A 21,009-nucleotide genomic window follows, 5' to 3' on the forward strand; every position below is an offset into this window, starting at 1 on the left:
CAATTCTCAATCTCATTATTGAAACAGGGAGTGAAGACGATGGAGACATCCAGGAAAGCCCGGCGTGGCGCCGTGGCGGTGCTGTCCGCCGCCTTGGCCGCGGGCGGCCTGGCCTGCGGCCCGGCCCCGGTCCGGGCCCAGGCCGCCGTGATGAGCCTGGACCTGCCGGCCCAGCCGCTGGACCAGGCCCTCAACGCGCTGGCCGCGCGCACCGGCCTGCAGGTGATCTTCCCGACCGCGCTGGCCGAAGGGCGCCGGGCGCCGGCCCTGCGGGGCAGCTATTCCGCCCCCGAGGCGCTGGAGCGCCTGCTGCAGGGCTCCGGCCTGGAAGCCCGGATGAGCGGGCCGAACCGCTATACGGTCGTGCGCCGCGGCGAGGACGCGGGCGGCGACGCGCGGGTGCTGCAGCCGGTGGTCGTGCGCGGCGCGCTGGACCCGGTCACGGAAGGCACCCAGTCCTATGCCGCGCGCGCCAGCAACACCTCCACGCGCCTGAACCTGTCCGTGCGCGAGACGCCGCAGTCGGTCAGCGTGATCACGCGCCAGCGCATGGACGACCAGGGCCTGACGCAACTGGCCGACGTGGTGGACAACACGCCGGGCCTGGTGATGAAATCCGGCGGCAACCGGGGCGGGGATTCCAGCCCGATCTACGCCCGCGGCTTCGAGGTGCAGAATTATCAGATCGATGGGGTCAACCTGGTCAACAGCGGCTACAGCGGCATTTTCCAGACCGCCGACATGGCGCCCTATGACCGCGTCGAGGTGATCCGCGGCGCCAACGGCCTGATGAGCGGCGTGGGCGCGCCCGGCGCGACGATCAACCTGATCCGCAAGCGCCCCACGCGCGAATTCCAGGCGCGCGCCAGTGTCGAGACCGGCTCCTGGGACCTGTACCGCACCGAGGCGGACGTGTCCACGCCCCTGAACGAGGCGGGCACCGTGCGCGGCCGGCTGGTCGCCGCCTGGCAGAAGAACGGTTCCTGGGTGGAGCGGCTGGAGGAACGCGGCAAGACCCTGTACGGCATCGTCGAGGCCGACCTGACTCCCAACACCCTGGCCACCCTGGGTTTCCTGTACCAGAACCAGGACGCCACCGGCCATGCGCGGCTCGGGCTGCCGATGTTCTATACCGACGGCGGGCGCGTGGACTGGGACCGTTCCAAATCCGCCGCCGCCAGTTGGGCCTATTCCCGGCGCCATACCCAGACCTGGTTCGCCTCGCTGGAGCATCGCTTCGACGGTGGCTGGAAGGTCAAGGGCACGCTGGAACGCAGTTCCTACCGCTACGACGAATTGACCGCGTCCGGATACGCCACGAGCGGCAGCGTCGAGCGCGCCACAGGCGCGGGGACCAAAATCCACGTGGGCCGCTGGGCGGGCAAGCCGGTCCAGAATTCCCTGGACGTGTATGCCACGGGCCCCTTTTCCCTGCTGGGCCGGGAGCACGAGCTGGTGGTCGGCGCCACGGTGTCCCGCATGCGCGACGAATCGTCACCGTATCAGTCGCCGGGCGGCGCGGGCTGGTTCATGCCGGCGATCGACAACATCTACACCTGGAACGGCCAGACGCCGGCCGAACCCTTCAATCCCGCGATTGGGGATTCCGTCAACCGCGAGAATCTGACCAGCGCTTACGCCACGGCACGCTTCAAGCCCACCGACCGCCTGTCGCTGATCATCGGCGGCCGCGTCACCAGCTGGGAGAACATCAAGGACACGTATTACTACGACGGCCGCCGGACGCACCTGGACCGCCACGAATCCGACCAGTTCACGCCCTACGCCGGCATCGTCTACGACCTGAGCGACGAGTGGTCCGTCTATGCCAGCTATACCGACATCTTCAAGCCGCAGAACAACCAGGATGCCCAGGGCGACTACCTCGCCCCGCTGCTGGGCCGCAGCTACGAAGTCGGTGCCAAGGGCGAGCTGCTGGACGGCGGGCTGAACGTGTCGGCGGCCCTGTTCCGCGTGCGGCAGGACAATTTCGCCGTGGCTCTGCCGGGCGTCATGACGCCCACCGGCGGCCAGGCCTACGAGGCCGTCTCCGGCACCACCACCCGCGGCATCGACCTGGAGGCGTCCGGCGAGGTGCTGCCGAACTGGCAGGTGGCCGCCGGCTTCACCCGCGCCCTGTCGCAGGACCGCGACGGCGTCACGCTGAACACCAACGTGCCGCAGAACACGGTGAAGCTGTTCACCAGCTACCGCTGGCCCGGCATCGGCCAGGGCCTGACGGTGGGCGGCGGCGTGCGCTGGCAGAGCCGCGCCCACACCGAGGTTTCCGGCAAGGACGTCGAGCAGGACGCCTACGCCGTGGTGGACCTGATGGCGCGCTACCAGATCAGCCGCGATGTTTCCGCCCGCCTGAACGTCTACAACGTGTTCGACAAGTACTACCACCCGGATCCGGGCTCGACCTACTACGGCGCGCCGCGCTCGTTCCGGCTCGGCCTGGACATGCGTTTCTGACGCGCCGGACCATCGACCCGCTTCATGAAAGGAATCCGCATCATGCAGACCCGATCCATCCCCTTCCATCGCCGGCCGGCCCGCCTGGGCATGCTCGTCCTGTGCGCGGCGCTGGCCGCCTGCGCCGCCCCCGGCGTCCAGTCCGGCAAACCCGGCCCGGGCGCGGAGGCCGCCCAGGCCCCGGCGCGGCAGGCCGTGCTGCGCCGCAACCTCGCCCCCGGGCTCTACGAGCTGGTGGTGGCCGACGGCGACGTGTTCGTGGCCTCCGCGGGCGCGAGCTTCAAGGCCGACGAGGGCGGCGCGATCTACCGCCTGGATCCCGACACCCTGGAAACCAAGGCCGTTATCCGGACCGAGCGCAAGCCCTACGGGCTGGCCTACGACGCGCGCACGGACACGCTGTACGCCGGCAACACCCTGAACGGCAGCGTGCAGGCCATCGACCTGAAGGCCGGGCAGGCGGCGAATTACCGGCTTGGCCAGGCCAAGGCCAAGGGCGGCTTCGAGCACGTCCGCCAGATCGTGCTGGACGAGGCGCGCGGCCGCATGTTCGTCACCAATCCCGACACGGCGGGCAAGGTCTGGATCGTGGACCTGAAGCGCGGCGCCCTTCTGCACACCCTGTCCGGCCTGCGCAAATGGCCCGCCGGCGCGGCCTACGACCCCGCCGCGAACCGCCTGTACGTCGGCCAGGGCGGCGACTACGGCGTGAGCGTCATCGACCCGGACAGCGGCAAGATCCTGCGCCGCTTCGCGCTGGACGGCGCCGAACCCTTCCTGGTGAACGTCGCGCTGGACGGCACCGGCGCGCGCCTGTTCGGCGCCGACGCCAACAGCGGCCGCCTGGTCGTCCTCGACACCGCGGCCGGCCGCGTCCTGGCGGCCGTCCCCGTGGGCGAGAGCGCGCTGGACGTGCTCTACAACCCGGTCCGCGACGAGATCTACGTGAGCAACCGGGGCGCCTCGCGCGAACATCCCATGGGCACGGGCGCGATCACCGTGATCGATGGCACGACCTATGCCGTGAAGGCGCGCCACGACCTGCCGGTCCATCCGAACAGCCTGGCCCTGTCGGCCGACGGCCAGGTGCTGTTCGCCACGATCAAGGGGCCGCACGACGACAAGCACCCCGCCCATCGGGCCGACGGCCTGGAAAGCGTCGTGCGCATCGACCTGCGCGGATGAGGCGCGAGGCGGCCGTGGCGTCCGGCGCAGCCCGCCGCTGGCGCGCGCGCGCCGGCTGGATCCTGCTGGCCCTGGCGGCGGCCGCCACGGCCGTCTGGGCCGGGCGGCCGGCCTCGCCCGCCTACGAGGTGGCGCTGGTCGAGCGCGGCCCGGTGCGCGCCACTGTCCACGCCCTGGGCACCCTGCGGCCGCGGCACTACGTGGACGTGGGCGCGCAGGTGTCCGGGCAGATCCAGAAGATCCACGTCCAGCCGGGCGACACGGTCAGTCCGGGACAGCTGCTGGTGGAGATCGACGCGTCCGTGCAGCAGGCGACCGTGGACGCGGGCCGCGCCTCGCTGGATGCCTTGCGCGCCCAGCTGGACGAGGCCCATGCCGCCGCCGTCCTGGCGCGGGCGGACGCCGGGCGCCACCGCCGCCTGCTGCGGGCCGGCGCCACGCCCGCCCAGCAGGCCGACGCCGCGCGTGCCGCCCTGCTGGCCGCCGAGGCGACCGTGCGGCGCATCGAGGCCGACATCCGCCGCACCCGGGCCTCCCTGCAGGGCGACGAGGCGCTGCTGGGTTACAGCCGGATCTATGCGCCCATCGCCGGCACCGTCGTCGCGCTGGAGGCGCGGCCCGGCCAGACCCTGAACGCCACCTACCAGACGCCCAACCTGCTGCGCATCGCGGACCTGTCGGCCATGACCGTGTGGACGCAGGTGTCGGAAGCCGACGTCGCGCGCCTGCGCGTGGGCATGGAGGCCGTCTTCACCACGCTGGCCCAGGACGGGCGCCAGTGGCGCGGCACGGTGCGCCAGGTGCTGCCCATGCCGCAGCCCGAGCCGGCGGAGTCCATGGGCGGCGGCGCCGCGCAGCCGGCCGCCGGCGCCAAGGCCGTGTTCTACACCGTGCTGTTCGACGTGCCCAATCCCGACCGCGCCCTGCTGCCCCGGATGAGCGCGCAGGTGGCCTTCGTCACGCGCCAGGTCGAGGACGCCGTGCGGGTGCCCCTGGCGGCGCTGCGTCCGGCGGGCGACGGCGCGGGCGCCGGCATGGACCGGGACGCCGACGCCGCGCGCACCTACCGGGTCCGCGTCCTGGAGGACGGCCGCGCGGTCCAGCGGATCGTCCGGATCGGCGCGCGCGACCGCCGCGCGGCCGAAGTCCTGGAGGGCCTGGCCGAGGGCGAACTGCTGATCCTGGGCGATCGCGCCGCGCAGGACGGCATGCCCCGCTTCGTGCTGTGAGCGTCCTGATCCAGCTCGACGGCATCGGCCGGTCCTACGGCGCCGCCGCCGGCGCGCCGCCCGCCCGGGCGCTGAGCGACGTGTCCCTGTCCATCCGGGAAGGCGAATACGTCGCCATCGTCGGCGCCTCCGGCTCGGGGAAATCCACGCTGATGCACATCCTGGGCTGCCTGGACCGGCCCGACAGCGGCACCTACCGCTTCGAGGGCCGCGACGTCGCGGCCCTGCCGCCCGACGAACGCGCGCGGCTGCGGCGCGAGGCCTTCGGCTTCGTGTTCCAGGGCTACCACCTGATTCCGACCGACAGCGCGCTGGAAAACGCCGCGCTGCCGGCCCTCTACGCCGGCGAGGCGCGCGCGGACCGCGAACGGCGGGCGGCCGCGCTGCTGGAGCGCCTGGGCATGGGCGGGCGGCTGGCGCACCGGCCGGCCCAGCTCTCCGGCGGCCAGCAGCAGCGCGTGTCGATCGCGCGCGCCCTGGCCAACGGCGGGCGCGTCATCCTGGCCGACGAGCCCACGGGCGCCCTGGACACGCACAGCGGCGCCGAGGTCATGGCCCTGTTCGACGAGCTGTCCGCCCGGGGCCACACCCTCATCCTCATCACCCACGATCCGCAGGTGGCCGCCCGCGCCCGGCGCGTCATCGAGATCCGCGACGGGCGCGTGGTCGCCGACCGGCCCGCCGCAGGAGCCGCCGTGCCGGAAGCCGCGCCGGAAGCCGCGCCGGAGGTGGCGTCCGCATCGGCTCCCGCGCGCGTGTCCTCGCCGGCCTCGGTGGCGGCGGACGCCGGCCCTTATCCCCGCGCCGGGACGCGCCCCGTGGACACAGGGGGCAGGGGCGGGAAGGACGGGCGGCTCCGCCCCGGCCACGCCCCCGCAGCCTCCGCCCTGGCCGAGGCCTGGCGCGCCGCCTGGCGGTCGATGGCGCTCAACCGCGTGCGCACCGCCCTGACCCTGCTGGGCATCGTCGCCGGCGTCGCCTCGGTCATCGTCATGCTCGCCATCGGCCGCGGCGCCAAGGAGGAGGTGGTGCGCCAGATGGGCGCCCTGGGCGCCGCCATCCTGTACGTCAGCGGTGGCGTCGCGCCCGAGGGCGGCGTGGAGGGCGTCGTCACTCTGGACGATCTGGCGGCGGTCGCCGAACTGCCCGGGATCGCGCGCGTCATGCCGGTCATCGGCAATCCGGTCATGCTGCGCCACGGCGCGCACGCGCGGCCCGCCTACGTCGTCGCCAGCACGGCCGACCTGCCGGCCATCCATCGCTGGCCGGTCGCCCAGGGGCGCTTCCACATCGCCGCCGAGAACCGTGAACTGGCGCCCGTGGTGGTGCTGGGCAGCCGCCTGCGGGAACGGCTGCTGCCCGACGTGGCCGACCCCATCGGCCAGCTCGTGCTGATCGACACCACGCCCTTCGAGGTGATCGGCGTCATGCGCGCCAAGGGCGCCGAATCGGGATCGGCGAGCTACGACGACCAGGCCTTCATTCCCTTCGACACGGGGCGCGCGCGCGTCTTCACCGCCATCGCCGAGCCCGAGTACGCCGTCGTCGAGGCGCGCTCGCCGCAGCACGCGGTCGCGGCCGAGGCGGCCATGCGCGACCTGCTGCGCATGCGCCACGGCCGCGAGAGCTTCGGCATCAGCAATGCGGCGGCCAAGCTGCAGGCCGCCGCCGAATCGCGCAATGCCATGACCCTGATGCTGGGCCTGATCGCCGCCGTGTCCCTGCTGGTCGGCGGCATCGGCGTCATGAACGTCATGCTGATGACGGTGCGCGAACGCACGCGCGAGATCGGCATCCGCATGGCGGTCGGGGCGCGCCAGCGCGACATCCGGCGCCAGTTCCTCACCGAGGCCGCGCTGGTGTCCCTGTGCGGCGGCGCGGCCGGCGTGGCGCTGGGCCTGGGCATCGGTCTGGCCCTGCTGGCGGCGGGCGTCGAGCTGGTGTTCTCCCTGACCGCCCTCCTCGGCGCCTTCGGCTGCGCCGTCGCCACCGGCCTGGCCTCCGGCCTGATGCCGGCCCGCGCGGCGGCCCGCCTCGATCCGGTGGCCGCGCTCTCGGGTGGATAGGACGCAGCCCCGGTCCGGCTTCTCCGCCCCCGTCGCCCCTCGTCCGCCTGTCCGCCGCGTGCCGGAGGGAGGGCGCGGCATCGCGCTGGGACGGCCGCTTCCGTTGCAACATGGCGACGGGATTCGCACATTTCCGGACCTTCCAATTTGTAAATAGGAACGGTTATCGTTTATATTCACAGGGATTTTTGACACATTGCAGCAATCCAAGGAATCCCTATGTCCGCCTCCAAGGTTCAGGGCCGCGCCCTGCCGCCGCTCGGCCTGCTCATCGCGCTGGGCCTGGCCGCCGCCCCGGCCGGCGCGCAGTCGTCCGAGGGCGTCGCCCAGCTCGACCGCGTCGTCGTCAAAGCCGAACAGGAACTGAAACAGACGCCGGGCGCGTCCACCATCACGTCCGAGGACATCCAGAAGTCCCCGCCCGCCACCGACGTGTCGGAGATCATCCGCACCATGCCGGGCGTGAACCTGACCGGCAATTCCTCCAGCGGCCAGCGCGGCAACAACCGCCAGATCGACATCCGCGGCATGGGGCCGGAAAACACCCTGATCCTGATCGACGGCAAGCCCGTGTCCTCGCGCGGCTCGGTGCGCTTCGGCTGGCGCGGCGAACGCGACACGCGCGGCGACACCAACTGGATCCCGCCCGAGCAGATCGAGCGCATCGAGGTCCTGCGCGGCCCCGCCGCCGCGCGCTACGGCAACGGCGCCGCCGGCGGCGTGGTGAACATCATCACCAAGCCCGTCTCGGACACGCTGAGCGGCTCCGTGTCGGTCTACGGCAACGCGCCGGCGCACAGCGACGAGGGCGCCACCGCCCGCTCCACCTTCAGCCTGTCGGGCCCGATCTCCGACAGCCTGGGTTTCCGCCTGTGGGGCAGCGCGGCGAACTTCCAGGGCGACGCGTACGACATCAACGAGGAGCACGCCTCGCCGCGCGGCGGCGGCAACAAGGGCACCTTCCCCGCCGGCCGCGAAGGCTTCAAGAACCGCGACCTGAACGGCGTGCTGAGCTGGCAGCCGGCCGCCGGCCACAAGATCGAGTTCGGCGCCGGTTACGGGCGCCAGGGCAACGTCTACGTCGGCGACACGCAGAACACCAACACCAATGCGATGGTCAAGCGCGAGCTGGGCGGCGAGACCAACCGCGTCTACCGCCAGGCCTATTCCATCACCCACACGGGCGACTGGAACGCCGACACCCACACCCTGAGCTACCTGCAGTACGAGCACACGCGCAACTCCCGCCTGCTGGAAGGCCTGGCCGGCGGCACCGAGGGCGCCTTCAACGATCCGACCAACGCGGCGGTGAAGGACGGCGGCTACGGCGACATCAATCTGCGCACGCTGACCGCCCACACCGAGCTGAGCCGGCGCCTGAACTGGGGCGGCATCGACCAGATGGGCACCTTCGGCCTGGAATGGGTGCGCCAGGACCTGGAGGACTATGCCTCCGATCTGTCCTCGCGCAACGCCCCCAGCGCCAAGATGCCCGTGGTGCCCTTCGCCTACCAGCCCAAGATGCACGCCAACATCTATTCGGTGTTCGCCGAGGACAACCTGTACATCGGCGAGCGCTGGACCGTGACGCCCGGCCTGCGCTTCGACCATCACAGCCTCCAGGGCAACAACTGGAGCCCGTCGCTGAACCTGTCCTACATGGTCAACGACCAATGGACGGTGAAGGCCGGCATCGCCCGCGCCTACAAGGCGCCCAATCTCTACCAGAGCAATTCCGGCTACCTGCTCTACAGCGCCGGCAACGGCTGCTGGGGCAACTCGCCGGGCGGCACGGACGGCTGCTTCCTGCTGGGAAATTCCGACCTGAAGGCGGAAACCAGCATCAACAAGGAACTGGGGATCGAATTCCGCAGCCCGGACGGCCTGGGCGCCAGCCTGACCTACTTCCACAACGACTACCGCGACAAGATCGAGGCGGGGCGCACCCCCATCGGGTCGTTCGTGGGCAGCACCAGGCTCAGGCAGAACATCTTCCAGTGGGAGAACGTGCCCCGTGCCGTCGTGCAGGGCATCGAAGGCAACCTGACCTGGCCCTTCGCCCGGGACTGGCTGTGGTCGACCAACTTCACCTACATGATCGAGTCCAAGAACAAGGAGACCGGCGAACACCTGTCCACCATTCCCGAATACACGATCAACAGCACCCTGGACTGGTCCGTGACGCCGGCCTGGTCCCTGCGCGCCAAGGCCACCGTCTACGGCGAGCAGGAAGGCCCGAAGTACGACTACTACGGCCAGCCGCTGACGGGCAGCGCCACCGACAAGATCCCGCCCTACGCCCTGTTCGGCCTGAGCACGCAGTACAAGGTCAACAAGCACCTGCGCGTCACGGCGGGCGTGGACAACCTGTTCGACAAGCGCATCTTCCGCCGCGGCAACGCGATCGGCGTCAACATGGACAACGCCAACTACATCTACGGCGCCGGCGCCTACACCTACAACCAGCCCGGCCGCGTCTTCTTCATGGAAGTGACCAGCTCGTTCTGACCGATCCGTCGCTGCGACCAATCAGTCCCGCGTTCCCTTTCCCAGGGGGCGCGGGATTTTTACCATGTCCGGATGGCTTTGATCGGTGGTGGCAACAGGAGATGCGGAGTCGGAGGGTCGAAAATGTCCATCCGGCAGTGGATCGTGTGTGGTGAAGCCGGTATTGTGCGTCTTTGAGGCGTGTTTTGTGGATCCATCTGCGTGTCCTGTGATACGTTATACGTATAACGTATTAGGAGGTGCATCATGCATAAGCGGATGACGATCACGCTGGACGAAGCGGTTTATGAAGGACTGTACCGGACTGTCGGGAGGCGCCATATGAGTCAATTCATCGAAGATCTTCTCAGGCCGCACGTCCTGGGTGATTCACTGGATAGCGGCTATCAGGCGATGGCGGCGGACGAGTCGCGGGAACAAGAGGCTCAGGCATGGTGCAATGGCCTGGCTGGCGATCTGGCGGACGATCAGCCGCGCCTTTCAGAGACCAAGGCCCCTCATGCGACGCGGTGAGGTCTGGTGGGTCGAATTCGATCCCGCCGTAGGTAGCGAAATTCGCAAGACCCGGCCTGCGGTCATTGTCAGCAATGATGCAGCCAACCGGCACCTGGTCCGGGTGGTCGTCGTGCCGCTGACCAGCAATGTGGCTCGCCAGTATCCAGGCGAAGCCTTGGTGACAGTGGATGGACAGGCCAGCAAGGCCATGGTCGACCAGATCATGGCGGCGGACAAATCGCGGCTCAAGAAGCAGGTCGGCAGTCTGAGCAAATCGGACTTGCTGGCGCTTGAAGACGCGATCAAGGTGCATCTGGCCTTGCCGCTTTGACCCCTAAACCGTCTTCCGCGGCCGTCCGCGCGGCGCCGGGCTGACCCGGCGGGACGCCAGGCGCCCCAGGTGCGCCAGGAATATCCTTTCCCCCAGCGCCCACTGGCCCGCCAGCGCCGCCTCGATCTGCCGGCTTTGTGATTCCCCCAGGCCGGCGGCCAGCCGGTTGCGCCAGGCCGCCTGGCGGGCGAAGGGCGTGTCGCCTTCGCGCCAGTAGTCGGGATGGTCCGTCAGCAGCGGACGCCAGGCGGGCGCCCCCGCCATGCCGCCGGTGCCCGCGGCGCCTCCCACGCCCGCGCCGCCCAGCCCGGCGTGTTCCGCCGCCGACGACCAGGGCCACTGCGTCGCCGCGCCGACGTGGCCGGTCGAGGCCGCCAGCGACTCCAGCCAGATCATGGCCGGCAGCACCCAGCGTCCCGGCTCCAGCAGGGCGTTGCGGTAGCGTCCGGCGTACACGCGCGTGCGCAGCAGCCCCGAGCCCATGCGCCGTCCCAGCGCCTGCATCAGGCGCGACAGCGCCGCCTTGTCCCCCGGCGTGGCCAGCAGCGCGATCCGGTCCGGCAGGACGATCCAGGCATGCAGGGCCACCGCGCCGGCCTCGCCCGCCGCCGCGCGTCCGGCCTCCTCCGCCAGCCAGTCGCGGATGCGGTCCAGCGCCGCCGCCGGGGCGGGCGCGTCGGCCGGCGCCAGCGGGTGAGCGAAGCGGGCCTGGATCAACTGAGGGATGCGGGGAGCGTAGAGGCGGGGCAATCGAGCCATGGTGCGGGGACATCTTTAAATTCAAACGATTGTTTGAATTTTCATCGCAAATCAGCGACAATCAAAAAATCGGCCCGGGAAGGCTCTGAAGCAGTCCGCCCGCGGCGCGCAGGAACCGGGTGAATCCGTCCGGCGCGCATCCAGACCCCAAGGCCGGCCCATTAAAACCAGCGAGGACACAATATCATGCAAACCAGCCAGTCCGCCCCCCTGTTCATCCGCCGCGTGGCGGTGTGCGGCGCCGGGGTCATGGGCGCGCAGATCGCCGCCCACTGCGTCAACGCCGGCGTGCCGGTGGTGCTGTTCGACCTGGCCAAGGATGACGGCCAGGGAGGCAAGAACGGCATCGTCCAGCGCGCCATCGCCCAGCTGAAGAAGCTCAACCCCGCGCCCCTGGGCGTCGACGCCCTGGCCGACCTGATCACGCCGGCCAACTACGACGAGGACCTGGCCCTGCTGGCCGACTGCGACGTCGTCATCGAGGCCATCGCCGAGCGCCTGGACTGGAAGCGCGACCTCTACCACAAGCTCGCGCCGGCCCTGAACCCGCACGCCATCGTCGCCAGCAACACCTCGGGCCTGTCCATCACGTCCCTGTCCGAGGCGCTGCCCGAAACCCTGCGCCACCGCTTCTGCGGCGTGCACTTCTTCAACCCGCCGCGCTACATGCCGCTGGTCGAGCTGATCCCCACCGCCGCCACCGAGCCGGCCCTGCTCGACCACCTGGAAACCTTCCTGGTGTCGCAGCTGGGCAAGGGCGTGGTGCGCGCCAAGGACACGCCGAACTTCATCGGCAACCGCATCGGCGTGTTCGGCATCCTGTCGGTCTTCCATCACACCCAGGCCTTCGGCCTGCCCTACGAGCTGGTGGACGACCTCACCGGTACGCGCCTGGGCCGCGCCAAGTCCGGCACCTACCGCACCGCCGACGTGGTCGGCCTGGACACGCTGGCGCACGTCATCGACACGATGAAGAACCAGCTGCCCGACGATCCCTTCCGCGCGCATTTCGGCGTGCCGCCCGTGCTGGCCGCCCTGATCGAGAAGGGCGCCCTGGGCCAGAAGGCCAAGGCCGGCTTCTTCAAGAAGGAAGGCAAGCAGATCCTGCGCCTGGACCCGCAGGCCGGCCAGTACGTGCCCTCCGGCGAGAAGGCCGACGACGAGGTCAAGGACATCCTGAAGGAACGCGATCCCGCCAAGCGCCTGCAGGCGCTGCACGATTCCACGCATCCCCAGGCGCAGTTCGTCTGGGCCGTGCTGCGCGACACCTTCCACTACAGCGCCGTGCACCTGGGCGACATCGCCGACAGCGCGCGCGAACTGGACCAGGCCATGAAGTGGGGCTTCGGCCACAGCTTCGGCCCCTTCGAGATCTGGCAGGCCGCCGGCTGGCGCCAGGTCGCCGAGTGGATCAACGAGGACATCGCCGCCGGCAAGGCCCTGTCGGACGCGCCGCTGCCCGCCTGGGTCACCAGCGGTCCCGTCTGGGACAAGCAGGCCGTGCACACGCCGGAAGGCTCCTACAGCCCGGCGACCAACGCCTACGTGCCGCGCAGCGCGCTGCCCGTCTACCAGCGCCAGATCGGCGCCCCGCGCCTGGTCGGCGAAGGCCCGTCCCTGGTGCCGCACGTCGTGCACGAGGACGACGCCGTGCTGTGCTGGACGCTGCCCGCCCCGCATCCCCAGGACGTGCTGCTGGTGTCGTTCAAGACCAAGATGCACACGCTCAGCCCGGACGTGGTGCGCGGCGTGGTCCACGCCGTGGACCTGGCCGAGCAGGGCTACAAGGCCCTGGTCGTCGCCCAGCTGGACGATCCCTTCTCCGCCGGCGCCGACCTGAAGGCCATGCTGCCCGCCTTCATGTCCGGCGGCGTCAAGGCCGTCGAGCCGATCCAGAAGGAAATGCAGGACATGGTCATGCGCCTGCGCTACGCCCAGGTGCCCGTGGTCGCGGCCGTGGCCGGCCTGGCCCTGGGCGGCGGCTGCGAACTGTCCGTGCACTGCGCCCGCCGCGTCGCCCACCTGGAAAGCTACATCGGCCTGGTGGAAGTCGGCATCGGCCTGGTGCCGGGCGCCGGCGGCATCACCTTCAGCGCCCGCCGCGCGGCCGAGATTCAGGCCCAGTCCGCTCCCGACGCCCCGCTGCTCGCCTACGTCAAGGACTTCGTCCTCGCCGTGGCCACCGCGCGCGTGTCCAAGTCCGCCCTGGAAGCCCGCCAGATCGGCTTCCTGCGCGATTCCGACCCCATCGTCATGAACCGCCACGAGCTGCTCTACGTGGCCGTGCGCGAGGCCGCCAACCTGGCCGAACAGGGCTGGCGCCCGCCGCTGGCCGCGCGCTTCCCCGTGGCCGGCCGCGACGCCATCGCCACCCTGAAGGCGCAGCTGGTGAACATGCGCGTGGGCGGCTACATCTCGGACTACGACTTCCACATCGCCGAGCAGGTCGCCACGGCCATCTGCGGCGGCGACGTCGATCCGGGCAGCCTGGTCGACGAGGCCTGGATGCTGCGGCTGGAACGCAAGGCCTTCCTCGGCCTGCTCGCCAATCCCAAGACACAAGAGCGCATTGCCGGTCTCCTGCAAACCGGCAAGCCCGTCCGCAACTGACGCGTCGCAGACGATGCCCGGGCCGCCCGGCGGCCCGGAACCCCGAACAAGGAGACTTTCAATGACTGCCCTTCAACAAGCCTACATCGTCGCCGCGACGCGCACGCCCATCGGCAAGGCCCCGCGCGGCATGTATTCCCACACCCGGCCCGACGAGCTGCTGGCCAAGGCCATCCAGGGCGTGATGGCCCAGGCGCCCAATCTGGATCCCGCCGCGATCGAGGACGCCATCGTCGGCTGCGCCATCCCCGAAGGCCCGCAGGGCCTGAACGTCGCGCGCGTCGGCGCGCTGCTGGCCGGCCTGCCGCAATCGGTCGGCGGCGTCACCGTCAACCGCTTCTGCGCTTCCGGCCTGACCGCGGTGGCCATGGCGGCCGACCGCATCCGTGTGGGCGAGGCCGACGTCATGCTGGCCTGCGGCACCGAGTCCATGAGCCTGGTGCCCACCATGGGGATCAACACCTCCTTCAGCCCCGATGTCTACCTGAAGGAAGAGAACATCGGCATCGCCTATGGCATGGGCTCCACCGCCGAGCAGGTTGCCCAGCGCTGGAAGATTTCCCGCGAGGACCAGGACGCCTTCGCCCTGCGCTCGCACCAGCGCGCCCTGGCCGCCCAGCAGTCCGGCGAGTTCGCCGACGAGATGCTGCCGGTGGAAATCGTGCGCCGCGTCCCCGACCTGGCGACCGGCGAAGTGCGCGAGACCCGCCGCACCGTGACCCTGGACGAAGGCCCGCGCGCCGACACCAGCCTGGAGGCCCTGGCCCGCCTGCGCCCGGTGTTCGCCGCCAGGGGCAGCGTCACCGCCGGCAACAGCTCGCAGACCTCCGACGGCGCCGGCGCCCTGCTGGTCGTGTCCGAGCGCGCCCTCAAGGAGCACAACCTGACCCCGCTGGCGCGCTTCGTGTCCTTCGCCGTGCGCGGCGTGCCGCCCGAGATCATGGGCATCGGCCCGAAGGAAGCCATCCCGGCCGCCCTGAAGAAGGCCGGCCTGACGCTGGACCAGATGGGCTGGATCGAGCTGAACGAAGCCTTCGCCGCGCAGTCCCTGGCCGTCATCCGCGACCTGGGCCTGAACGAGGACGTCGTCAACCCCCTGGGCGGCGCCATCGCCCTGGGCCACCCGCTGGGCGCCACCGGCGCGATCCGCTCCGCCACCACCGTCCACGCCCTGCGCCGCCGCCAGCTGCAGTACGGCATGGTCACCATGTGCGTCGGCACGGGCATGGGCGCCGCGGGGATCTTCGAGCGCTGCTGACGAGCCCGATGCGCCCGTATCGAAGTTCCGGTTGAAATCCTGGTTGAAATCCCGGTTGAGGTTCCGGCGCCCAGGCCTTCGGGCCCGGGCGCTTCATGCGCCACCCCGCACCACCCCCATCCGAATCGCAGACCCGGCGGTGTGAACGCCCCGGCTCCCCGCCCACGAGGCGGAAGGGCCGGGGCGTTCGTTCTTCACGGCATGACATAATGAGCGGCGATTTCGCCGACATCCCTTTCGCTGCCATGCCCGATCGCTCCGCATCCGCCGATACGTTCGTTCCCCTCACCGAGCTTCCCGAATGGGAACGCTTCGCGCGGGAGGCGCGGACCTGTGCGCCGCAGTCCGATGCGCTGGACCTCATCGAGGCGCCCGGCCTGGCGCTCGATTCCAGCGGCCAGCGCCATTCGCCGGCGCTCATGGCGGCGGGCGAGGCGCTGCTGCGGGCGCGGGACTTCGAGGCCCAGCGCGCGCGCCTGCTGGCGGGCGAGGTCGTCAACGTCACGGAAGACCGCGCGGCCTGGCACACCATGCTGCGCGCGCCGGACGCGCCGCCCAGGGTGCTGGCCGAACGCGAGCGCATGGACGCCTGGGTGCGGCGCGCCGATGCCGGGCGGCGCTGGCGCCACGTCGTGCACGTGGGCATCGGCGGCTCGGACTGGGGCGTGCGCCTGGCGGTGTCGGCCTTCGGCTACGCCGGCACCTGGCGCGAGGTGCGCTTCGTCGCCAACATCGACGGCCATGCGATCGAGGGCGGGCTGGCGGGGCTGGACCCGCGCGAGACCCTGGTCGTGCTGGTTTCCAAGTCCTTCACCACGGCCGAGCCTCTGGAAAACGGCGCGCGCGCCCGCGAATGGCTGGCCGCCGCCGGGCTGGACCCGGCCTCGCACCTGGCCGCGGTCACCGCCCGGCCCGACCGCGCGCGCGCCTGGGGCGTGCCCGAGAGCCAGATCTTCCAGCTGTGGGACTGGGTGGGCGGGCGCTTCTCGCTCTGGTCCGCGGTCAGCCTGAGCACCGCGCTGGCCGTGGGCGTGGACGTGCTGGAAGGCCTGCGCGCGGGCGCCGCCGCCATGGACGCGCATTTCGCCCAGGCGCCCCTGGCGGCCAACGCCCCGGTGCGCATGGCGCTGGCCGGCGTCGCCAACCGCAGCGTGCTGGGCCACGGTTCGCTGAACATCGCGCCCTACGATTCGCGCCTGGCGAACCTGGTGCCCTACATCCAGCAGCTGGACATGGAATCCCTGGGCAAGTCGGTGGACGTCTCGGGCCAGCCCGTGGGCGTGCCCACCGGCCCCGCCGTGTGGGGCATGCCGGGCACCGACGCCCAGCACACCTTCTTCCAGTGGATGCACCAGGGCAGCGACGGCGCGCCGGTGGACTTCATCCTGTGCCGCGAGGCCGACCACCACTGGCCGGCGCACCACCGCCAGCTGCTGGCCAACTGCCTGGCCCAGCGCGAGGCCCTGATGCGCGGCAAGACCCTGGCCCAGGCGCGCGCCGAATGCGTGGCCGAGAACATGGATCCCGAACGCGCCGACTGGCTCGCCCCGCACCGCGTCCATCCCGGCGGCCGCCCCAATCACCTGATCGTCCTGCCGCGCCTCTCGCCGTATTCCCTGGGCGCCCTGCTGGCCCTGTACGAGCACCGCGTCTTCACCCAGGGCGTGATCTGGGGGATCGACCCCTTCGACCAGTGGGGCGTGGAATACGGCAAGGTCCTGGCGCGCGGCATCATCGCCGAACTGGACCCCGCCGCGGCCGCCGCCCGGGACACGCCCGCCGCCAGCCACGACGCCTCCACCCGCCACTGGATCAACCGCCTGAGGGGATGAGGCCGGACACAGGACAGTCCCTGCGGACTGTCCTGTGCCGGCCGAATCCGACCGGCCTGCAGGCCGGGAGGTGGAGGGATGCTGCGGCTGAAGATGCACCGTGCCGGCCGAATCCGAGCCGCTTGCAAGCGGCGAGGTGGATGAACTGGGACACGCAGCAGTCCTCTACGGACTGCTGTGTGCCCAGTGAATCCGACCGGCCTGCAGGCCGGGAGGTGGAGGGATGCCGCGGCATAGGGAATTTCCCTGCCCCACCTCTCCAGCCCGTGCCGTTTCCCGGAAAACCCCCAGGGTTTACCCGGGATTATGCGCCGGGCCGAAAAGACCTTATCGTGCTTTGCGCATGGCTGCCCGGAGGGGCCTCCGGTAGAGTGGCCGCAAGACGCCGGAAAGGCGCTTTCCAGACTTCCTATTTCCGACTTCGGACATGAGGGACGCCCCGGTTCCGGGCGCGCCCCGCTCCTTGGAGACAAGACATGAGCAAAACCGTCGCCCCGGTGGACGAGATCCTGCCGTTGGGCCAGCTGACGGCCCTCGGGCTGCAGCACGTGCTGGTGATGTATGCCGGCGCCGTGGCCGTCCCGCTGATCATCGGCCGGGCGCTGGGCCTGGATTCGCATGAAGTGTCCCTGCTGATCGCCGCCGACCTGTTCGCCTGCGGCATCGCCACCATCATCCAGTCCCTGGGCGCCACCCAGTGGTTCGGCATCAAGCTGCCCGTCATCATGGGCGTCAGCTTCGCGCCCGTCGGGCCCATGATCCACATTGCCCAGTCCACGCCGGGGCACGAGGGCGCGCAGCTGCTGTTCGGCACCATCATCGCGGCCGGGATCGTCACCATCCTCATCGCCCCCTGGATCAGCCGGCTGCTGCGCTTCTTCCCGCCGGTCGTGACCGGCACCATCATCGCCATCATCGGCATCACCCTGATGCGCGTGGGCATCAACTGGATCTTCGGCAACCCCGTCGGCCCCACCGCGCCGTCCCTGGTCGATCCCAACTACGTCAGCTGGCTCAAGGACATCCAGGCGGCGGCGGGCGCGCCGGGCTCGCCCCTGCCGGCCGTGCCGCGGGGCCTGGCCATCATGCCCACGGTGCCCAACCCCAAGTACGCCGACCCGACCGGCGTGGGCATCGCCGCCATCGTGCTGGTGTCGATCCTGGTGATCGCCAAGTTCTGCAAGGGTTTCCTCGCCAACATCGCCGTGCTGCTGGGCATCGTGATCGGCGCCGTCATCACGGCCGCCCTGGGCATCATGACCTTCGACAAGGTCGGCAAGGCCGAATGGGTGGACATCGTCCTGCCCTTCCATTTCGGCATGCCCAAGTTCGACTTCTGGATGATCCTGACCATGGTGCTGGTCATGATCGTGATCCTGATCGAATCCACCGGCATGTTCCTGGCCCTGGCGGACATGACCGGCAAGAAGATCGGCCAGAAAGACCTGGCGCGCGGCCTGCGCACCGACGGTCTGGGCACCCTGATCGGCGGCATCTTCAATACCTTCCCGTATTCCAGCTTCTCGCAGAACGTCGGCCTGGTCGCCGTCACGGGAGTGCGCAGCCGCTACGTCTGCGTGGCCAGCGGCGTGATCCTGCTGGTCCTGGGCCTGCTGCCCAAGCTGGCGGCGCTGGTCGAGTCCCTGCCCACCGTCGTGCTGGGCGGCGCCGGCCTCGTGATGTTCGGCATGGTCACCGCCACCGGCATCCGCATCCTGGGCGGCGTGGACTTCGTCAAGAACCGCAACAACGCCATGATCGTCGCCATCTCCATCGGCATGGGCATGATCCCCGTGGTCGCGCCGAACTTCCGCCAGTGGATGCCGCACGCCATCCACCCGCTGATCGAATCGGGCATCCTGCTCACCTCCCTGTCGGCCGTGCTGCTGAACCTGTTCTTCAACGGCGCTCCGCACGACACCGATGCCGCCGTGGAAGCCGCCAAGCACGCGGAAGCCTGATCCCGGCCACCTCCGGGCCCGCGGGGACCCTCGGCCACCGCCGCAGCCGGCGACTGGCGGCCGGCGGCCACGGCCAGCGGGACCCTCGGCCCGTCGCATCGGGCGCCTTCCGCGGAGGGCGCCCGATGTACCATTCCACATCCCCCTCATCGACTCTCCGCGCGCATGAACATCCTTCTCACCGGCGGCACGGGCTACATCGGCAGCCACGCCGCGGCCGTCCTGGCGCAGCAGGGCCACCGCGTCGTGCTGTTCGACAACCTGAGCAACAGCGACGCGGCGGTCGTCGGCCAGCTGGGCCGCATCCTGGGCGCGCCGCCGGCCTTCGTCCAGGGCGACGTGCGCGACGGCCCCCTGCTGGACCGGACGCTGCGCGACCATGCCATCGAGGCCGTGATCCATTTCGCCGGCCTGAAGTCCGTGAGCGAATCCGTCGAGCAGCCCCTGGCGTACTTCTCCAGCAACGTCCAGGGCGCGCTCTGCCTGCTGCGGGCGATGCGCGACGGCGGCGTGCGCACCCTGGTCTTCAGCAGCAGCGCCACCGTCTACGGCGAGCCGCGCCGCCTGCCCTTGGACGAAAGCCACCCCACGGGCGCCACCAATCCCTACGGCCGCAGCAAGCTGCACGTCGAGGAAATCCTGGCCGACCTGGCCGCCTCGGACCCGTCCTGGCGCGTGGCCTGTCTGCGCTACTTCAACCCCGTGGGCGCGCACGACAGCGGCCTGATCGGCGAGAACCCCCGCGGCGTGCCGAACAACCTCATGCCCTACGTCGCCCAGGTCGCCGCCGGCCTGCGCACCGAGCTGAACGTGTTCGGCGGCGACTACCCCACGCCCGACGGCACCGGCGTGCGCGACTACATCCACGTCGTGGACCTGGCCGAGGGCCACGCCGCCGCCCTGGGCTTCCTGGCCGGCCATGCCGGCTGGCATGCCTTCAACCTGGGCACCGGGCGCGGCCACAGCGTGCTGGAGATCGTGCGCGCCTTCGAGCGGGCCTCGGGTCGCGCGGTGCCTTACCGGATCCAGGCGCGCCGGCCGGGCGACGTCGCGGCCTGCTACGCCGACCCCGCCAAGGCCGGCCGGGACCTGCGCTGGACGGCCGCCCGCACGCTGGAGGACATGTGCCTGAGCACCTGGCGGTATCAGCGCGGCCTGGGGGCCGCGCCTTCCTCCCAGTAGCGCCGGTGCATCGAGCACGCCCGCAGCAGGCCGGGCGGCAGGCGGCGGTGCTGCTTGCCCAGCCGGTAGCCCAGGATCTTCGCCAGGTCGCCCAGCCAGGCGCGCGGCAGCCACAGCGGCGCGTGCCGGGCCAGATGGGAGAACTCGGACTTGAGGAACTTCAGGCCCTCGCCGCCCGCGCCGCCGTAGCGCTCGCCGATCCAGGATTCTTCGGACTGGAACACGCCGATGTCGAAATAGCGGCGGAATTCCTCGGCCACCGAATAATTGTGCGAATGCCACACGCAGGCGGACGGGACGTAGGCGATCAGGAAGCCCTCCAGGATCGCGCGCGCGGCGAAATACATGTCCTCGCCCAGGATGGTCTGGTCCGGAAAGCCGCCCAGCTGGCGGAACGCCGCCGTCCGGTAGGCGGCGAAGGAATTGGACAGGAAGGCCGCCTTCAGGCCGCAGCGGGGAATGTCGTCCAGCCCGCACACGTGCCCTGCGGTGCCGTAGTTCGCGTACCGCGCGTGCGCCGCGACGGGGTTGGCATCCGGGTGCGGCAGCTGGCGTCCGTAGGCCGCCGCCACCTTCGGGTCGCGGAAGGCCGCCAGCAGCTCCGTGATGGATTCCGGCCCCTGGACGATGGCGTCCTGGGTCAGGAAGACCAGGAATTCCGCCTGCGCGGCGCCGGCGGCCAGATTGCGCGTGCCGCCGTGGTTGAAGTCCGCGGGATCGATGGTGATGACGTCGAAGCCGTGCCGCCGGGCTGTTTCCGCCGTACCGTCGTGCGAGGACGAATCGACCACCAGGACCGACAGGTGCGGGCGGCCCGCCACGGCCCGGGCCAGGGCCTCCGCGCAGCGGTTCCAGGTGCTGCCGCCGTTGTAGGTCGGCACGATCACCCGGGTGGCGGGTGGGGCGCTCACGTCGTCTGTCTGGGTCATGGGGGAAGCGCGGGCTGTGCGGAGCGGGACGCCTGCATGCGCGCGCCGGGCCGGCCGGCCGGTTGGGGATGACCGTATTTTACAAAAACCGCCGCGCCGATGGCCTGATGTAATATCGCGCTGGAGCGCACAGCGCGACTTTCACCGACGGCTGCGGGATCCGTGACTCAGAACAAGCAATTATCGGCA

At 70.5% G+C, this 21,009-nt stretch carries 14 protein-coding genes; 12 read left to right on the top strand and 2 right to left on the bottom strand.

The features are described from left to right. Nucleotides 1-39: 39 nt before the first annotated feature. The 7 genes from HNR28_RS10505 to HNR28_RS10535 all read left to right on the top strand — a co-directional run bounded on the left by HNR28_RS10505 (nucleotide 40) and on the right by HNR28_RS10535 (nucleotide 10,289). The gene (locus HNR28_RS10505) at nucleotides 40-2,475 is read left to right on the top strand and encodes a TonB-dependent siderophore receptor (protein WP_151025484.1); all 2,436 of its coding nucleotides are present in this window, start codon (nucleotides 40-42) and stop codon (nucleotides 2,473-2,475) included. Nucleotides 2,476-2,517: 42 nt separating this feature from the next. Continuing rightward, complete coding sequence (locus HNR28_RS10510; RefSeq protein WP_151025485.1) at nucleotides 2,518-3,660, top strand: YncE family protein; 1,143 nt, start codon at nucleotides 2,518-2,520, stop codon at nucleotides 3,658-3,660. Nucleotides 3,661-3,674: 14 nt separating this feature from the next. Next, complete coding sequence (locus HNR28_RS10515; RefSeq protein WP_322789935.1) at nucleotides 3,675-4,889, top strand: efflux RND transporter periplasmic adaptor subunit; 1,215 nt, start codon at nucleotides 3,675-3,677, stop codon at nucleotides 4,887-4,889. Further along, the gene (locus HNR28_RS10520; protein ID WP_151024510.1) at nucleotides 4,886-6,955 is read left to right on the top strand and encodes an ABC transporter permease; all 2,070 of its coding nucleotides are present in this window, start codon (nucleotides 4,886-4,888) and stop codon (nucleotides 6,953-6,955) included. The genes HNR28_RS10515 and HNR28_RS10520 overlap by 4 nt, the downstream gene beginning before the upstream one ends. Before the next feature lie 219 nt (nucleotides 6,956-7,174). Then, nucleotides 7,175-9,463 (top strand): TonB-dependent siderophore receptor, encoded by a 2,289-nt coding sequence (locus tag HNR28_RS10525; RefSeq protein WP_151024511.1) that lies wholly within the window; start codon nucleotides 7,175-7,177, stop codon nucleotides 9,461-9,463. A 258-nt stretch (nucleotides 9,464-9,721) separates the two neighbouring features. Continuing rightward, nucleotides 9,722-9,976, top strand: coding sequence for an addiction module antitoxin (locus HNR28_RS10530; RefSeq protein ID WP_242404235.1), 255 nt, complete (start codon nucleotides 9,722-9,724; stop codon nucleotides 9,974-9,976). Next, complete coding sequence (locus tag HNR28_RS10535; RefSeq protein WP_043678832.1) at nucleotides 9,963-10,289, top strand: type II toxin-antitoxin system PemK/MazF family toxin; 327 nt, start codon at nucleotides 9,963-9,965, stop codon at nucleotides 10,287-10,289. The genes HNR28_RS10530 and HNR28_RS10535 overlap by 14 nt, the downstream gene beginning before the upstream one ends. 3 nt (nucleotides 10,290-10,292) lie before the next feature. On the opposite strand, the gene HNR28_RS10540 is transcribed toward HNR28_RS10535, so the two are convergent. Continuing rightward, nucleotides 10,293-11,048: a hypothetical protein gene (locus tag HNR28_RS10540; protein WP_043678829.1), complete on the bottom strand. Its 756-nt coding sequence runs from the start codon at nucleotides 11,046-11,048 to the stop codon at nucleotides 10,293-10,295. Nucleotides 11,049-11,234: 186 nt separating this feature from the next. Between HNR28_RS10540 and HNR28_RS10545 the strand changes: the two genes are divergently transcribed. From HNR28_RS10545 to galE, 5 genes are all read left to right on the top strand, one after another. After that, complete coding sequence (locus tag HNR28_RS10545) at nucleotides 11,235-13,658, top strand: 3-hydroxyacyl-CoA dehydrogenase/enoyl-CoA hydratase family protein (protein WP_151024512.1); 2,424 nt, start codon at nucleotides 11,235-11,237, stop codon at nucleotides 13,656-13,658. A gap of 61 nt (nucleotides 13,659-13,719) precedes the next feature. Continuing rightward, nucleotides 13,720-14,916 (top strand): acetyl-CoA C-acyltransferase, encoded by a 1,197-nt coding sequence (locus tag HNR28_RS10550; RefSeq protein WP_043678823.1) that lies wholly within the window; start codon nucleotides 13,720-13,722, stop codon nucleotides 14,914-14,916. Nucleotides 14,917-15,161: 245 nt separating this feature from the next. After that, nucleotides 15,162-16,748, top strand: coding sequence for a glucose-6-phosphate isomerase (pgi, locus tag HNR28_RS10555; protein WP_151024513.1), 1,587 nt, complete (start codon nucleotides 15,162-15,164; stop codon nucleotides 16,746-16,748). A gap of 476 nt (nucleotides 16,749-17,224) precedes the next feature. After that, the gene (locus HNR28_RS10560) at nucleotides 17,225-18,709 is read left to right on the top strand and encodes a nucleobase:cation symporter-2 family protein (protein ID WP_151024514.1); all 1,485 of its coding nucleotides are present in this window, start codon (nucleotides 17,225-17,227) and stop codon (nucleotides 18,707-18,709) included. Between the two features lie 165 nt (nucleotides 18,710-18,874). Then, on the top strand, nucleotides 18,875-19,891 hold the full coding sequence (gene galE, locus HNR28_RS10565) for a UDP-glucose 4-epimerase GalE (RefSeq protein ID WP_151024515.1): 1,017 nt from the start codon (nucleotides 18,875-18,877) through the stop codon (nucleotides 19,889-19,891). On the opposite strand, the gene HNR28_RS10570 is transcribed toward galE, so the two are convergent. Beyond that, nucleotides 19,855-20,820 carry a glycosyltransferase family 2 protein gene (locus HNR28_RS10570; protein ID WP_151024516.1) on the bottom strand — a complete coding sequence of 322 codons (966 nt, stop codon included), beginning with the start codon at nucleotides 20,818-20,820 and terminating at the stop codon, nucleotides 19,855-19,857. The two genes, galE and HNR28_RS10570, sit on opposite strands and share 37 nt — an antisense overlap. Between the last annotated feature and the right edge of the window lie 189 nt (nucleotides 20,821-21,009).

The organism is Castellaniella defragrans, from assembly GCF_014203015.1.
GTDB classification, from domain to species: Bacteria; Pseudomonadota; Gammaproteobacteria; order Burkholderiales; family Burkholderiaceae_B; genus Castellaniella; species Castellaniella defragrans.

Bases quoted from the DNA above. Each gene is read 5' to 3' on its own strand.
- HNR28_RS10530 (WP_242404235.1), top strand. From the start codon at position 9,722: ATGACGATCACGCTGGACGAAGCGGTTTATGAAGGACTGTACCGGACT.
- HNR28_RS10525 (WP_151024511.1), top strand. From the start codon at position 7,175: ATGTCCGCCTCCAAGGTTCAGGGCCGCGCCCTGCCGCCGCTCGGCCTG.
- HNR28_RS10510 (WP_151025485.1), top strand. From the start codon at position 2,518: ATGCAGACCCGATCCATCCCCTTCCATCGCCGGCCGGCCCGCCTGGGC.
- HNR28_RS10535 (WP_043678832.1), top strand. From the start codon at position 9,963: ATGCGACGCGGTGAGGTCTGGTGGGTCGAATTCGATCCCGCCGTAGGT.
- HNR28_RS10560 (WP_151024514.1), top strand. From the start codon at position 17,225: ATGAGCAAAACCGTCGCCCCGGTGGACGAGATCCTGCCGTTGGGCCAG.
- HNR28_RS10570 (WP_151024516.1), bottom strand. From the start codon at position 20,820: ATGACCCAGACAGACGACGTGAGCGCCCCACCCGCCACCCGGGTGATC.
- pgi (WP_151024513.1), top strand. From the start codon at position 15,162: ATGCCCGATCGCTCCGCATCCGCCGATACGTTCGTTCCCCTCACCGAG.
- HNR28_RS10540 (WP_043678829.1), bottom strand. From the start codon at position 11,048: ATGGCTCGATTGCCCCGCCTCTACGCTCCCCGCATCCCTCAGTTGATC.
- HNR28_RS10505 (WP_151025484.1), top strand. From the start codon at position 40: ATGGAGACATCCAGGAAAGCCCGGCGTGGCGCCGTGGCGGTGCTGTCC.
- galE (WP_151024515.1), top strand. From the start codon at position 18,875: ATGAACATCCTTCTCACCGGCGGCACGGGCTACATCGGCAGCCACGCC.
- HNR28_RS10545 (WP_151024512.1), top strand. From the start codon at position 11,235: ATGCAAACCAGCCAGTCCGCCCCCCTGTTCATCCGCCGCGTGGCGGTG.
- HNR28_RS10550 (WP_043678823.1), top strand. From the start codon at position 13,720: ATGACTGCCCTTCAACAAGCCTACATCGTCGCCGCGACGCGCACGCCC.